This is a genomic window from Arthrobacter sp. zg-Y877 (genome assembly GCF_030373105.1).
Lineage (GTDB): Bacteria > Actinomycetota > Actinomycetes > Actinomycetales > Micrococcaceae > Arthrobacter_B.
On record NZ_JAUCPU010000003.1, the window covers coordinates 35,304 to 50,005 of the forward strand.

At 66.8% G+C, this 14,702-nt stretch carries 14 protein-coding genes; 2 read left to right on the forward strand and 12 right to left on the reverse strand.

Annotation, left to right across the window (positions count from 1 at the left end; all coding sequences use genetic code 11):
- Positions 1-13: 13 nt before the first annotated feature.
- The 5 genes from QNO03_RS07640 to QNO03_RS07660 form a co-directional block, all read right to left on the reverse strand.
- Positions 14-172 carry a CG2302 family histidine operon protein gene (locus tag QNO03_RS07640; protein WP_229950136.1) on the reverse strand — a complete coding sequence of 53 codons (159 nt, stop codon included), beginning with the start codon at positions 170-172 and terminating at the stop codon, positions 14-16.
- An 8-nt stretch (positions 173-180) separates the two neighbouring features.
- Positions 181-819 (reverse strand): imidazole glycerol phosphate synthase subunit HisH, encoded by a 639-nt coding sequence (hisH, locus tag QNO03_RS07645; RefSeq protein ID WP_289602859.1) that lies wholly within the window; start codon positions 817-819, stop codon positions 181-183.
- Entirely contained in the window at positions 816-1,433 is a 618-nt protein-coding gene (gene hisB, locus QNO03_RS07650) for an imidazoleglycerol-phosphate dehydratase HisB (protein WP_229950133.1), read from the reverse strand. The genes hisH and hisB overlap by 4 nt, the downstream gene beginning before the upstream one ends.
- 136 nt (positions 1,434-1,569) lie before the next feature.
- A complete protein-coding gene (locus tag QNO03_RS07655; RefSeq protein WP_289602860.1) occupies positions 1,570-2,670 on the reverse strand; it encodes a histidinol-phosphate transaminase in 1,101 nt (366 codons plus the stop codon).
- Positions 2,671-2,750: 80 nt separating this feature from the next.
- Positions 2,751-3,161 (reverse strand): LysM peptidoglycan-binding domain-containing protein, encoded by a 411-nt coding sequence (locus QNO03_RS07660; RefSeq protein WP_229950128.1) that lies wholly within the window; start codon positions 3,159-3,161, stop codon positions 2,751-2,753.
- 470 nt (positions 3,162-3,631) lie between these two features.
- On the opposite strand from QNO03_RS07660, the gene lexA reads away from it, so the two are divergent.
- Positions 3,632-4,441, forward strand: a complete 810-nt coding sequence (gene lexA / locus QNO03_RS07665) for a transcriptional repressor LexA (RefSeq protein WP_289602861.1) — start codon at positions 3,632-3,634, stop codon at positions 4,439-4,441.
- Positions 4,442-4,526: 85 nt separating this feature from the next.
- Here the strand turns inward: lexA and QNO03_RS07670 are convergent, their stop codons facing one another.
- Together QNO03_RS07670 and hflX are read right to left on the reverse strand one after the other, a co-directional pair.
- On the reverse strand, positions 4,527-6,572 hold the full coding sequence (locus QNO03_RS07670) for an ATP-dependent DNA helicase (protein ID WP_289602862.1): 2,046 nt from the start codon (positions 6,570-6,572) through the stop codon (positions 4,527-4,529).
- A complete protein-coding gene (gene hflX / locus QNO03_RS07675) occupies positions 6,565-8,136 on the reverse strand; it encodes a GTPase HflX (protein ID WP_229950123.1) in 1,572 nt (523 codons plus the stop codon). Before hflX ends, QNO03_RS07670 begins: the two co-directional genes overlap by 8 nt.
- A 166-nt stretch (positions 8,137-8,302) precedes the next feature.
- Here hflX and QNO03_RS07680 point away from each other — a divergent pair, with 166 nt between their 5' ends.
- Positions 8,303-8,914, forward strand: a complete 612-nt coding sequence (locus tag QNO03_RS07680) for a class I SAM-dependent methyltransferase (protein WP_289602863.1) — start codon at positions 8,303-8,305, stop codon at positions 8,912-8,914.
- A gap of 12 nt (positions 8,915-8,926) precedes the next feature.
- On the opposite strand, the gene dapF is transcribed toward QNO03_RS07680, so the two are convergent.
- The 5 genes from dapF to QNO03_RS07705 all read right to left on the reverse strand — a co-directional run bounded on the left by dapF (position 8,927) and on the right by QNO03_RS07705 (position 14,643).
- Positions 8,927-9,886 carry a diaminopimelate epimerase gene (gene dapF / locus QNO03_RS07685; protein ID WP_289602864.1) on the reverse strand — a complete coding sequence of 320 codons (960 nt, stop codon included), beginning with the start codon at positions 9,884-9,886 and terminating at the stop codon, positions 8,927-8,929.
- The gene (miaA, locus tag QNO03_RS07690; RefSeq protein WP_502874561.1) at positions 9,883-10,881 is read right to left on the reverse strand and encodes a tRNA (adenosine(37)-N6)-dimethylallyltransferase MiaA; all 999 of its coding nucleotides are present in this window, start codon (positions 10,879-10,881) and stop codon (positions 9,883-9,885) included. The genes dapF and miaA overlap by 4 nt, the downstream gene beginning before the upstream one ends.
- Positions 10,881-12,401 (reverse strand): tRNA (N6-isopentenyl adenosine(37)-C2)-methylthiotransferase MiaB, encoded by a 1,521-nt coding sequence (gene miaB / locus QNO03_RS07695; protein ID WP_289602865.1) that lies wholly within the window; start codon positions 12,399-12,401, stop codon positions 10,881-10,883. Before miaB ends, miaA begins: the two co-directional genes overlap by 1 nt.
- 71 nt (positions 12,402-12,472) lie before the next feature.
- A complete protein-coding gene (locus QNO03_RS07700; RefSeq protein WP_289602866.1) occupies positions 12,473-13,273 on the reverse strand; it encodes an aggregation-promoting factor C-terminal-like domain-containing protein in 801 nt (266 codons plus the stop codon).
- Between the two features lie 101 nt (positions 13,274-13,374).
- Positions 13,375-14,643, reverse strand: a complete 1,269-nt coding sequence (locus QNO03_RS07705; RefSeq protein WP_289602867.1) for an aggregation-promoting factor C-terminal-like domain-containing protein — start codon at positions 14,641-14,643, stop codon at positions 13,375-13,377.
- Positions 14,644-14,702: the final 59 nt, after the last annotated feature.

Below are 14,702 nucleotides of genomic sequence, written 5' to 3' on the forward strand. Positions count from 1 at the left end.
TTCGATGGTGGGGTCAGGACAGGTCGAGGGTCAGGAGATAGGCACCCAGCAGGGCCATTCCGGCCAGGACCCAGAAACTGATGACGATGATTTTGGACATTCCCTGGCTGCGGAAAGACACTGCTCCGCCGATCAGCAGCCCGGCCAGGCCCATAAGGACAACGCTCCACATACCGGCGCCTAACCCAGGGTCTTCAGCCAGTTGTTGAGCAATGCCGCGCCGGCATCCCCCGATTTTTCCGGGTGGAACTGGGTGGCTGCCAGCGCACCGTTCTCGACGGCGGCGATGAACGGTCCGCCGTGGTCGGCCCAGGTCACCTGCGGCGGGCGCATGGCCGGCTGCGTGACATCGAAATCCCACTTCTGCACGCCGTAGCTGTGCACAAAGTAGAAGCGCTGGTCCTCGATGCCCTCGAACAGGGCCGAACCCTCCGGCGGCGTGACGGTGTTCCAGCCCATGTGCGGGACGACGTCGGCGGCCAGGCGTTCGACCACTCCGGGCCATTCGCCCATGCCCTTGGTCCGGACGCCGTGTTCCACGCCTTCATCGAAGAGGACCTGCAGGCCCACGCAGATACCGAGCACCGGCCGGCCGCCGGCTACGCGGCGCCCGATCATGCGGATGGCGTCAACATCCTTCAGGCCCTGCATTACCGCAGCGAAGGCTCCGACGCCGGGCACCACCAGTCCATCGGCGTTCAGCACGTCATCGGGTTTGGCGCTGAGGGTGACACTGGCGCCGGCGTGCTCCAGGGCACGCACGGCCGAACGGATGTTGCCGGAACCATAGTCCAGAACGGTGACGTTACGGGGACTCACAGTGCTCCCTTCGTCGAGGGGATGCCCTCAACGCGCGGATCGGACTCGACGGCCGCACGCAGCGCGCGGGCGAAGGCCTTGAACTGGGCCTCGACGATATGGTGCGGATCGCGCCCGCCCAGGACCCGCATGTGCAGGCAGATCTGGGCATGCAAAGCAATGGCCTCAAAGACGTGCCGGGTGAGCGATCCGGTGAAGTGTCCCCCGATGAGGTGGTATTCCTGGCCCGCGGGCTCCCCGGTGTGCACCAGGTACGGGCGCCCGGAAATGTCGACGACGGCGTTGGCCAGTGCCTCGTCCAGGGGTACGGTGGCTTCGCCGAACCGCCGGATGCCGGCCTTGCTGCCCAGGGCAACCTTCAGGGCCTCGCCGAGGGTGATGGCAATGTCCTCCACCGTGTGGTGGACGTCGATGTGGGTATCGCCTGTGGCCCGGACCGTGAGGTCCATCAGTGAGTGCTTGGCCAGCGCGGTCAGCATGTGGTCGTAGAACGGTACGGACGTGCTGATGTCGGCGCGGCCGGTGCCGTCCAGGTCCAGCTCGACGACGACGGACGACTCGCTGGTGGTCCGCTCGAGGCGGGCGGTGCGTCCGGTGGCGGTCTCCACGGTCATGGGGTTCCTTCACGAAGGTTGGGGCCGGGGCAATAGGCAAAGCTCCGGCAGGACATCAGTTTAGTCCCGAACGTACGGACTCCCCGAAACGTCCGGCATTGGACAGGTTTTCCCGTACACGGGTGCGTCCGGATACTCAGGCTGAAAGCAGTTCCCGCAGCCGGTCCAGGAACGCCGTTGTCTCGGCTTCGGTACCGGCGGTGACGCGCAGATGGCCTTCAATACCGATGTCCCGGACCAGCACACCTGATTCGAGCAGGCCTTCCCATACGGCGCGCGGGTTCTCCATCCCGCCGAACAGCACAAAGTTTGCATCCGAGGGGGCCGGGGAGAGTCCCAGACCGCGGAGCTCCTCCACGATCCGGTCCCGCTGGCCTTTGATGTCCTCGACGTTCGCGAGCAGGGCGTCGGAATGCGTGAGGGCGGCGTTGGCCGTGGCCTGCGTGATGGCGGACAGGTGGTAGGGCAGCCGGACCAGGCGCAGCGCGTCGGTAATCTGCGGGGCGGCAGCCAGGTAACCGATGCGGGCTCCGGCCAGGGCGAACGCCTTGGACATGGTGCGGGAAACGATCAGCCGTTCCCGTCCGGGCAGAAGCTGCAGGGCACTGGGGGTATCCGCGTGGGAGAACTCCGCGTACGCCTCATCCACCACCACGATGGCATTGGACGCCCGGCCGGCCTCGTAGGCGGCTTCGATGACGTCCAGACCCAGGGCAGTGCCTGTCGGGTTGTTCGGGGTGCACAGGATGATGATGTGCGGTGCCTGCGCCCGGATCTGCTCCGCAGCAGATTCGGGGGTCAGGGAAAAGTCCGTTTCCCGGGTTCCGGTGACGTAGGCGGTGCCGGTGCCGCTGGAGAGCAGCGGATACATCGAGTAGGTGGGCGGGAAACTCATGGCGGTCCGGCCGGGACCGCCGAAGGCCTGCAGGATCTGCTGCAGCACTTCATTGGAACCGTTGCCGGCCCAGATATTCCCGGCCGTCAGTCCGTGGCCGAGGTATTTGGCCAGGTTTTCCCGCAGCTCGGTGAATTCCCGGTCCGGATACCGGTTCAGGCCGGAAACGACGGATTCAATCTCCGCCAGAATGGCCCGGCGCACATGCTCCGGAAGTCCATGGGTATTTTCGTTCACGTTCAGCAGAACCGGCACGTCCAGCTGCGGGGCACCGTAAGGGGTGAGGCCGCGCAGATCGTCTCGCAGGGGAAGTCGGTTCAGGTTTTCCAGCTGTTCATTCACCCCTACAGCTTAGGACGCCCTGCCCGGGGAACTGCATCCGGGTCCTGCAGACCGCCGGAAAACGTCATAGGGGGCGACGGTCAGCGGGAAACGGGGATGTACAGCTGGCGGCCGGCCGGAACGGTGGCGTTGTCCAGGTTGTTCAGTTCCACAATGTCAGCCACCACGGTGCGGGGGTCACGGTCCGGGGCGAACTCCGTGGCAAGGGACCACAGGGAGTCGCCGGCGGAGACGCCCACCTGGATGGTGCGGGTCTGCTCCGGGGAGCCGCCGGAGGCCATGGCGGGCGCAGTGAAGAAGCCCAGGAAAGCCAGCAGGGCAGCGGCTGCGAGCATCAGGGGTGCACCGACGAGGATCAGGCGGCCGCGGCGGGTGAGGCGGAGCGGCGCGGATTCAGCGGATGCAGCGGGAGCAAGGCTGCGGGCAGCAGCATGATTGCGGGCAGGAGCGTGGCTGTGTGCGGATGCAAAGGGAAGTACGTGTACTGACATGTCAATACCTTTCCGGTCCGAAAAGCAGCAATGCCGGTCCCCCGCATCTCCCGCAAGAGCACCGGGAAAATACTGTGGCTCGAAACTGCATTCGAACATCTGGTGAGCCCGACGAGGTGTCGGCGGGCCGTAGTCGAACATACGTTCTAACGTGTACTCGAACATTTCTAGCACTTATCTACGAACATTGTCGAGACTCGCTCGAATATATGTTTGAAAAATCTTCTGCACTCCCTTAGCGTTGAACCTGCAGGAAGCGGCTGACATCAACTAACCATCCGCCACTGACAAAACGGCTCGGCGATTCTTTGGCAGGCGGGGGCCGGCACGCCAAAGTCAGCAGGACAGAACAGCAAAACCCAGCTGCAGCGAACCTCACCAGCGCAGCAGCAGCTCAGCAGCACAGACCCAGATACACCGCTAGAACCATCCGGCCCGCATCCGCAGGCCGACTGTGAAGGGAAGCCGACGTGGCCCGTGTTACCAATGGCAGCACCCCCTCCTCTGCCGCGCCCGCGCCGGCGGGGCGCACCAAGGGCCTCACTGCCCGGCAGACCAAGATCCTGGAGACCATCCAGCGCTCGGTGAATACCAACGGTTATCCCCCGTCAATGCGGGAAATCGGCGACATCGTTGGGCTGGCCAGCCTGTCGAGCGTCACCCACCAGCTGAGCCAGCTGGAAAAGCTCGGCTACATCCGCCGCGATCCCAAGCGCCCGCGCGCCATGGAGATCCTGGTTCCGCTCCTGCTCCGTGACGGCTCCCCGCGCCGGGGAGGCGCCGACACGGCAGACAGCGCCGGCACCGGCGGTAAGGCTGCGTCAAAGGACGGCTCCGTGTCCCGCATGGACGATGCCAACCGCTCTGCGGGTTCGCAGAGCGTTCCCGACCTCACCACCGCCATCGACACGGCCATGGTGCCGCTGGTGGGACGCATCGCCGCCGGCGGTCCTATCCTTGCGGACCAGCAGGTTGAAGAGGTGGTTCCCCTTCCGCGCCAGCTGGTCGGACACGGTGACCTTTTTATGCTCCGGGTCGCCGGAGACTCCATGGTGGATGCCGCCATCTGCGACGGGGACTGGGTGGTGGTGCGCCGTCAGCCCACCGCCGAAAACGGCGACATTGTTGCCGCACTCCTCGAAGATGAGGCCACCGTGAAGACGTTCCGGCAGCGCAATGGACACACCTGGCTGCTGCCGCAGAACACCCGCTACGAACCCATCCTCGGTGACGAAGCCACCATCATGGGCAAGGTTGTCAGCGTCATGCGTTCGCTCTAGGCGTTCGTTCAAGAGGACGCGGCCACCTAGGAGGACAACTCAAAAGCAGCGCCGCCGGTCTCCGGCGGCGCTGCTTTTTGCGTTTCTACTTCCCCGCGCCTGCCGGTTCCGCGGCAAGCCGCTGCAGCGCCTTCAGCACCACGGAACGGTCAGTAGTCGCCCAGAAGGGCGGCAGCGCTGCCCGCAGGAAGCTTCCGTACCGTTCCGTCGCCAGGCGTGAGTCGAGCACCGCGACGACGCCCTTATCCCCGGACGCCCGGATCAGGCGTCCAGCTCCCTGGGCCAGGCGGACCGCGGCATGGGTGGCTGAAACGCTCATAAAGCCGTTCCCACCGGCCTTGGCCACGGCCCGCGTCCGCGCGGTCATCAGTGGATCATCAGGGCGCGGGAACGGAATCCGGTCCATGATCACCAACCGGCAGGAAGCACCGGGAACGTCCACACCCTGCCACAGGGACATGGTGCCGAACAGGCACGTTTCGTCGTCGTCGGCGAACTGCTGCACCAGGGCGGACATGGTGGACTCCCCCTGGCAGAGGATCGGGAAGTCCACGCGTTTGCGCATGGCTTCCGCCGCTTCTTCGGCGGCGCGGCGGGAGGAGAACAAGCCCAGCGCTCCCCCGCCGGAGGCCGTGATCAGCGCCTCCAGCTCATCCAGCTGCTGCGGGGACGTGCCGCGCCCCGGCTTCGGCAGGTCCTTGGCCACATACAGGACACCCTGCCGGGGATAGTCGAACGGACTCCCGACGTCGGTGCCGGACCATTTGGGCGCACCGGCACCCAGCAGCCCCAGGGCTCCGGCCACCGGGCCGAACTCCGCGCCGATGGCCAGTGTGGCCGACGTCAGCACTACGGTGTGCCCGTCGAAGAGGCCTTCACGCAGCCGTCCGGCCACGGACAGCGGTGCCACGTTGAGCGTGGGTGGTGCATCTTCCTCCGGAGCTGTGTAGCCGGCTCCGGGTGTGAAGGTGCTTGCGCGCGAGGCCCAGAGCACCTCACCCGAGTTCACGGCGTCGAGGACGCGCTCACACAGTTCCAGGACCGCCATGAGCCGGGAACGGGCCATCTGCCGCCCGCCGTCCACTCCGTCCGAACCTTCCGGCTTGGAATCCGACAGGGCCGTGCGGCACGCTTCGCGGACCTGGCCCAGGACCAGTTCCTGGTCTTCGGACAACCCGGCGGCCAGCAGGCCGGAGGGAACCGGGGCAAAGACCTGGTCGAACGCCCGGCCGGCTGCGGCCAGGGGCTCCATCGTGGCGGAGGTGTGCTTGCGTGCGGCCGAGACCGCGGCGGAGATGATGGTTCCGGAGAGCTGCCCGGTGACGGCACCGGTGACGCGGTCCTGCAGTTCGTGGGCCTCGTCAATCACCACCACGTCGTAATCGGGCAGGACAGCGAGTCCTTCAAAGGCACTGATGGCCAGCATGGCGTGGTTCGTGATGACCAGGTCGGCCTCGGCGGCCTTGGCCCGGGCACGTTCGCTGAAGCACAAATCCGCCACCGGGCACTTCTGCGCGCCCAGGCATTCCATGGAGGTGACGGACACCTGGCGCCAGGCACGGTCGCTGACACCGGGCAGCAGCTCATCCCGGTCACCGGTTTCGGTCTCCTGCGCCCATTCCTGCAGGCGGACGACGTCGCGCCCCAGCGCCGAGGTGGGCCCGCCGGCCGGTACCGGGTGCGTGACGGCCTGCTCGCCGCCCATCATAAACAGCGTTCCGGCTTCATCTTCTTCGGGGAAGCCGCCGCCGGTCTTGTGCAGGCAGACGTAGTTGCTGCGGCCTTTGAGCAGCGCCACATCAACCTCCCGCGGAAGCTGCGGCTCGAGGGTCTTCAGCAGGCGCGGAAGGTCACGCCCCACAATCTGGGCCTGCAGGGCGAGGGTCGCGGTCGAGACCAGGGCCGGCTTGTCGCTCTCCAGGGCATGGGCGATCAACGGAATGAGGTACGCCAGGGACTTGCCGGTACCGGTGCCCGCCTGGACCAGCAGGTGGTCGCCGGATTCGATGGCCTCGGCCACCTGCCGGGCCATCTCGTGCTGGCCCGGGCGGTTTTGCCCGCCCATGGCCGACACCGCGGTGTCGAGCAGTTCCAGGACCTGCTCCGGCCCCTGTGTGTCTTTCCTACCCATGGGCCACGAACGGCTCCAGCTCCGCTGCCAGTCCTTCACGGACCTTCACATGCAGCCGGGTGCCCTCCTCGCCATGTTCCAGGGCGAGGATTTCGGCGTCCTGCTGGTGAAGCCGGGAGACGACGTCGCCGCGCTCGTAGGGCACCAGCAATTCAAGGTCGACACCCGGGCGCGGAATCCCCTCGGAAATGGCCTGCATCAGCTCGGGGATGCCTTCACCGGTGCGGGCGGAAACCACCACGTGCCGGGACTCGCGCTGACGCAGCCGTTCCAGGACGAACGGATCTGCGGCGTCGGCCTTGTTCAGCACGATGATTTCGGGGACCTTGCGGGCGTCCACCTCGGCCAGGACCGTACGGACGGCCGCAATCTGCCCCTCCGGGTCCGGGTGCGAGGCATCAACCACGTGCAGGATGAGGTCTGCGTCGGCCACTTCCTCCAGCGTCGACCGGAAGGCTTCGACCAGCTGGGTGGGCAGCGACCGGACAAAGCCGACGGTGTCCGCCAGCGTGTAGCCAATGCCGTCTTCGGTCTGGGCCTTGCGGATGGTGGGATCCAGGGTGGCAAAGAGGGCATTCTCCACCAGCACGCCGGCATCGGTGAGCCGGTTGAGCAGCGAGGACTTGCCCGCGTTGGTGTAGCCGGCGATGGCTACCGAGGGCACGGAGTTGCGGTGGCGGTTGGCCCGCTTGGTTTCGCGTGCCGGTTTCATGGCCGCAATTTCGCGGCGCAGTTTCGCCATCCGGGTGCGGATCTTCCGGCGGTCCAGTTCGATCTTCGTTTCACCGGGACCACGCGAACCCATACCTGCACTGGCGCTGCCGACCTGGCCGCCTGCCTGGCGGGACATGGATTCACCCCAGCCGCGCAGGCGCGGCAGGAGGTATTCCAGCTGGGCCAGCTCGACCTGGGCCTTGCCCTCGCGGGACTTGGCGTGCTGGGCGAAGATGTCCAGGATGAGCGCTGTCCGGTCGATGACCTTGACCTTGACGATGTCTTCCAGCCCGCGGCGCTGGGACGGAGCCAGTTCGCTGTCCACGATGACCGTGTCCGCTCCGGTGGCCATCACGATCTCTTTGAGTTCCTGGGCCTTGCCGGAGCCGAGGAAGGTGCCGGGGTCCGGCTTCTGGCGGCGCTGGATGATTCCGTCGAGGACTTCCGAGCCCGCGGTCTCTGCCAGGGCCGCGAGTTCCTTCAAGGAGTTCTCCGCGTCGGCGGAAGTGCCTTCGCTCCAGAGTCCGGCGAGGACAACCCGCTCCAGCCGCAGCTGGCGGTATTCAACCTCGGTGACGTCCTCGAGTTCCGTGGAGAGGCCTGCAACGCGGCGAAGTGCGCGGCGTTCTTCCAGGTCCTGCTGCTCGCCGTCGTGGGCGGAGTGCCCGTTGTCGTCGTCGGATAGTGCCAGAGCGCGCCCGCGCGTCTGGTCGCCGGCAGCGGCGGTCTTGGTTTCGACCGCGGTGTCCTTGGCGAGAATCCTGTCGATGACCCCTTGGATATCCGAAGGGCTCAGTTCCGGGGTGGAATTCTGGTCAGAACTCGTGGCACGGGGGTTGTGGATGGTCATATTCTCCTTATGAGGACGTACTTCCATGGTAGGCCAGTGACTGACATTTTCGGGGAGAAACAACCTTCTCCGCAATGGATGCCTGCCACGCCCACCGTCTTCTACAACCCGGGTGGCGGCCCATAAATTCCATGCCGGGAGCCTTGAACGACTAATCTGGACTGTTATGGGTTCAGACCACTATTTCTCTTCCACTCCGTCCGGACCCGAGGTCCGCAGGCCGCTGCGCGTCAGCCTTAACGGGACCGAACGGACGCTGCAGACCGCGGGCGGAATCTTCAGCCCAGGCGGAATCGATAAGGGCACCGCTGTGCTGCTGGAGGAGGTCCCCGCCCCGCCGCAGACGGGCAACTTCCTGGACATCGGGTGCGGCTGGGGTCCCATTGCGCTGACCCTGGCGCTGAAGTCCCCGGCCGCACGGGTTTACGCCGTCGACGTTAACGAGCGCTCCCTCGCGCTGACCCGCGACAACGCCGCCGCGCTGGGCTGCACGAACATCACAGCCGCCCTGCCCGGGGAGGTGGATCCGGAAGTGCGCTTTGACACCATCTGGTCCAATCCGCCTATCCGGATCGGCAAGGAGGAGCTGCATTCCCTGCTGCTGCTCTGGCTCCCCCGGCTGGCCCCGGGCGGCACGGCCTGGCTGGTGGTGCAGAAGAATCTCGGTGCCGACTCCCTGCAGCGCTGGCTGGCTGAAACGCTTCCTGCCAGCTTCGCCGTCTCGCGGCACAGCACCGCCAAGTCCTTCCGGATCCTGAAGGTGGAGCGCAGCGCCTAGGAAACGCGGGGCCTAGAGCAGGACTCCGCGGGCCACGAGCACGGCGGGCCCGCTCAGTTCCACATGTTCGCGCCCCTCGGGACCGGTAAGGAAACGGACGCCGACGACGCCGCCCGGTACGGTCACGGCCCACGCATCCGGTGCTTCCGGTCCGGCCCAGAACCGGGTGGCGACGGCGGCGGCGCAGGCCCCCGTGCCGCAGGAGAGGGTTTCACCCACTCCGCGTTCGTGCACGCGCATGGTCACCAGTCCCACGCCGTCTTCCACGAGCGGCTCGGCGGGCACCACAAACTCCACGTTGGTTCCGTTGGCGGGCTCGGGCTGCACCGACGGTGCCTTGGCCAGATTGGTCGCTGCGAGTTCCTTCAGTTCGGCAAGGGCCACTACCGTGTGCGGGTTGCCCATGCTGACCGAGAGGCCGGGCCGGGGAACTTCGAGCCCGTCCGCGTCCACGACGGTATCCATGGATTTGGCCGCCGCGTGGTCGGGGTAGATGAACTCCCAGGGGCCCATGTCCACCGCGTAGCCGCCGGCCGTCCGGGTGACGGTCTTGAGGCCGGCGCGGGTGCCGATGACCAGGCTTGCGCCTTCCGCCAGTTCCACCAGATTCTCGGCCAGCAGGAAGTGCACAAACACACGGACTCCGTTGCCGCACATCTCCGAGACGCTGCCGTCCGAGTTGCGGTAGTCCATAAACCATTCCGCCTCGGGAGCCGTCTGCAGCAGGGCGCGGCCTTCGGGGACATGCTCAGAGCGGACGGCGCGGATGAAACCGTCGGCACCTACGCCGCGGTGCCGGTCGCAGACAGCGGCGACGTCTCCGGCGGACAATTCACGGGTACCCCCGGGATCGGCTACCAGCACAAAGTCGTTGCCCGTGCCGTGTCCCTTCGCGAAGGGCAGTCCGGAAAGAGAAGCGGGAAAGCCGGAGGCGGACAGGGAAGCAGCGGAGACGGAAGAAGTGTTGGTCACTTCTCTAGGATACTGGGCGGGCACGCCGTCCGGACGGCTGCCGCTGCATGGCTGAGCAGGTCGGGGTCGTTATGGTCCAGCCAGGTGATCCGGGGATCGGCACGGAACCAGGTCAGCTGCCGCCGGGCGAACTGGCGGGTTGCGATCACAGTGGCCTCGGCGGCCTCCGCAGTGGTGGCTTTCCCGTCCAGGACGGCGAGGAACTGGGCGTAGCCGAGGGCGCGCGACGCCGTGCGGCCCGTCCGCAGCCCGGCCGGCTCCAGCCGCCGGACCTCCTCGAGCAGCCCTTGGTCGACCATGGCGTCCACCCGGCGGGCCAGGCGCTCGTGCAGCACCGGCCGCTCCACGCTCAGGCCAATCTGTACGGCGGGTGAAACATACTCCCGCACGGGCATGAAGGAACTGAACGGGCGTCCGGTCAGCTCAAACACTTCCAGGGCGCGCACCACCCGGCGGGCATCGGAGATCCGCTCGGCGGACACCGGGTCCGCGTCCCGGAGCCTCGCCTGCAGGGCCGGCAGGCCCAGGACCTCCAGCTCGGCCTCGATGCCGGCACGGACAGTGGGATCGGTACCCGGGAATTCCAGGACATCCAGGGCAGCCCGGACGTACAGGCCGGAACCGCCCACCAGGATAGGGAAGTTTCCCCGTCCCCGGATCTCTTCGATCAGGGCACGCGCGGAGCCCTGGAACGCCGACACGCTGGCCTCGTCGGTGACATCCAGGATGTCCAGCAGGTGGTGCGGCACACCGCGCCGCTCGGCGACGGTAATCTTCGCGGTGCCGATATCCATGCCCCGGTAGAACTGCATCGAATCCGCATTGATCACCTCCCCGCCGAGTTCCAGCGCGAGGGCAACACCCAGATCGGACTTACCGGAGCCGGTGGGGCCGACGACGGCGATCACGGGACGTTCAGCGGCGGAGCGTCCGGTGCCGCCCAGGTCAGGCACTGCAGGGGTTCCGCGGCCGGCTTCGGAAGGGTTCACATGCATCAGGAACGCGGGGGCAGGGCCGGCATACCCAGGGACACACCGCTGCGGGCTGCTGCCGGTCCGGCGGGCACACCGCAGGATTCGGCCAGCGACCGGTCCCAGGCATCGCCCGCCCGTGAGCGCCGCAGGGAGTAATCGGCCGGACCGGCAGGGTCGGAGATCAGATGGAAAGCAGCCGCAGCCGTAACGGGCACGGTCACCAGGTCACCCGGGCGCGGCACCGGCGCGCCGTCGGGCACCGAGAAATGCACCAGGCGCTGGTCCCGGGCACGTCCGGAGAGCCGCCCGGTTTCACCGGACTTGCGGCCGGGCGCGGCAGTGACCATCACCTCGACCGTGGTGCCTATCTGCTTGGCGTTTTCTTCTGCGGCAATCCGGTCCTGCAGTGCGGTGAGGCGCTCATACCGTTCCTGCACCACAGCCTTGGGCAGCTGGTCGGCAAGCTCGGCCGCCGGGGTGCCCGGGCGCTTCGAGTACTGGAAGGTGAAGGCGTTCGCGAAACGGGACTGCTCGACGACGTCGAGCGTGGCGCAGAAGTCCTCCTCCGTCTCCCCCGGGAATCCAACGATGATGTCCGTGGAAATGGCGGCGTGCGGCATCCGTTCCCGGACCCGGTCCAGGATGCCCAGGAACTTCTTCGAGCGGTAGGAGCGGCGCATGTCCTTGAGGACCTTGTCCGAACCGGACTGCAGCGGCATGTGCAGCTGCGGCATCACGTTGGGGGTCTCGGCCATGGCTTCAATGACGTCGTCGGTAAATGCGGCGGGGTGCGGGCTGGTGAACCGGACACGTTCCAGCCCTTCGATGTCTCCGCAGGCACGCAGCAGCTTCGCGAAAGCCCCGCGGTCCCCGAATTCCACCCCGTAGGAGTTCACATTCTGGCCCAGCAGCGTGACTTCGATGGCGCCGTCGTCCACCAGGGCGCGGATTTCGGCCAGGATCTCCCCCGGCCGCCGGTCCCGTTCCTTGCCGCGCAGCGAGGGCACGATGCAGAAGGTGCAGGTGTTGTTGCAGCCCACGGAGATGGAGACCCATCCCGAATACACGGAGTCCCGTTTGGTGGGCAGGGTGGAGGGAAAGACATCCAGTGATTCGAGGATTTCCAGTTCGGCTGTGGCATTGTGCCGTGCCCGTTCCAGCAGGGCGGGCAGCGAGCCGATGTTGTGGGTGCCGAAAACTGCGTCCACCCACGGTGCCTTCCGCAGGATGGTGTCCCGGTCCTTCTGGGCCAGGCAGCCGCCCACGGCAATCTGCATTCCGGGCCGTTTCTCCTTGACCGGCGCCAGCAGGCCGAGGTTGCCGTACAGCTTGTTGTCCGCGTTCTCCCGCACCGCACAGGTATTGAACACGACGACGTCGGCCAGTTCGCCGTCGGACGGCACCAGACCGGCGCCTTCCAGCAGCCCTGAAATACGCTCCGAATCATGCACGTTCATCTGGCAGCCGAAGGTGCGCACCTCATAGGTGCGGGGCTGCACAGCAGGGGCCGCGGGGGCAGGAGAGGAAACAGTCAAACTCACCCTCCTAGGGTACGTCGAACAGCGGTGCCGCCCGGTATGCCCCGCGGCAATTTTCCCCGTGCCAGTTATCCCTAGTACCAGTTATTCGCGTAATGGAAAGTGAGCGCACTGCAGGGACTGCCGTACCGGGAGGAGATGTACTCCAGCCCCCAGGTGATCTGGGTCTGGAAGTTGACGTTCCAATCCTCCCCGGACAATGCCATCTTCTCGGCGGGCAGGGACTGCGCAATACCGTAGGCACCGCTGCTGGGGTTGACTGCACTGGTCAACCACTCCGACTCCTTGGTCCACAACTTGTCCAGGCAGGTCAGCTGGGAGGCGTCCCAGCCCCGGGCCGGCAAGGCCGACGCGGCGTAGGCCTTTGCTGCGGCGGGATCGTCCACGGGCACCGCGGCACGGGCGGCGGCCTCCTGGGCAGCCTGCTGCGCTTGAGCCTCAGCTGCTGCCTTCCGCTGCTCCTCCTCCGCCGTCGGCATTGCCATGACGCTCAGCTCCCCTTCAGCTCCGGCCTCCGGTTCCGGACCGGGAGCGTTGGTGGCTGCTCCCGCGGCGGCCGGGTCCGGCGCAATGCCACCGCCGCGGCCATCCTCCGGCCGCGCCGCTTCTGCCGCCGCATCGTTGGACGCCTCATCTTTGGCTGCCTCACCGGATCCCGCCGCATCGTTGGCGACCAGCGGCCCGGCAAGGTTCACCAGCTGGATACCAGCGGCGGCCCGCATCGTGCCCCCTGCGGTGCCAAGGACAGTTCCGGAAATCCCCAGAACCGCCAGGGAGCCGGCCGCTGTTGCTGCACCGAAGCCAAGCCGCCGGCGTCGCCGCAGGGCTCGCCGGATACGGGTCTGTTCACGTCGCGAAGAGTCTAATGAGGTCACAAGCGCAGGACGCTATCGGAGTTTTCTGGGAAAAGTCTCAAAACGGTAACGGCGTTATTGACTTGGTGCAGGTAGCGTGGTGGGCCGCAGCAGGTAGGCGGCTAGTACCAGTTGACCTGCTCTGAGTGGGCCCATGCACCGCATGGAGCTTTATAGCGCCATTTGATGTAGTCCAGTCCCCAGTTGATCTGGGTCCGGTAGTTCGTTTGCCAGTCGGCGCCGTGGGTGGCCATCTTGCTGCCGGGCAGGGACTGCGGGATACCGTAGGCGTCGCTGTAGGGGTTATCCGCACTCGTACGCCAATTCGACTCCCGGTTCCAAAGATTCACCAGGCAGCGGAACTCATTGGAGTCCCAGCCGTAGGCACCCATGAGCCCTGCAGCGTAGTTCTGTGCCCCTGCCGGATCATCCACCGGCTGTACCGGGGCAGGCGCCGGCGCGGGTTGAACCGGGGCGGGAGCGGGTGCCGGAGCGGGAGCCGGAACGGGTGCAGGCGCCGGAGCAGGGGCGGCCGGTTGGATTGGTGCCCCCGGCTTCCCCGGCTGACCCGGTTGACCGGCCTGGCCGGATCCCGCGGCACGTGCCGCCCGCTCGGCTGCGGCCTGCTGCTCTGCAAATGCCTTTTCAGCCGCTATCCCCCGCAGCCGTGCTTCCTCCGCCTCGGCAGTACTGCCGTGCAGGTCCGCCAGCTGGGCGAGCAGCTGAGACTTCCGGGCTTCTTCTTCCTCCACGGCCTTGCCGGCGGCGGCTGCGGAAGCTCCTGCGTCGTCCAGCGCCCGCTCTGCGTCAGCGGCCAGCCCGGCACGGACGTTCCGGGCCTGCTGTTCCTGTTCCCCCAGCCCGGCGGCAATTTTTTCCGCCGCCATGGCTTCGGCGTACAGGTTCCCTGCCCGCGACGAGACCCGGTCCATCAGGTCCGCGCCGTGCAGCGCATCAGCCGAGGCCTCGGGGTCGAGCAGCAGCAAGGCTGTGCTGTCCGATGCCGCGCCCCCGGTCTTGTAGGTCTGGGCTGCGAGAGCGGCGACTTGGCGCAGCAACTCTGCCGAGCGCCCCGCGGCTGCCTCCTTTTGCGCAGCCAGCGAGGCGAGTTCCTTGTCGCTGGCAGCCAGGGCGTCCTTCGCCGCGTTGTAGCGGCTCCTGGCCGTCACGGCGGCATCGCCAAGACTGCCTGCCTCCTCGCGCAGTCCGGTCAGCAGGCCTTCAAGCTTGTCGGCTTCGGCGGCTTTGGCCGATTCGGAGGACTTTGCCTGCTGGATGTCTTCCCAGGAGGGGTACGGGTCGGCAGCGGAAACGGGCGCCGCCGTGAGCACCGCCGAGGCAAGAACGCCGCTGAGAAGCGCTGCATAGAGTGGAACCGACCGGAGCCGCAATCTGGGGGATCGTTCCGCCGTATGCAACAGGGGCCCCGCCAACCTCATCTTTAACATAG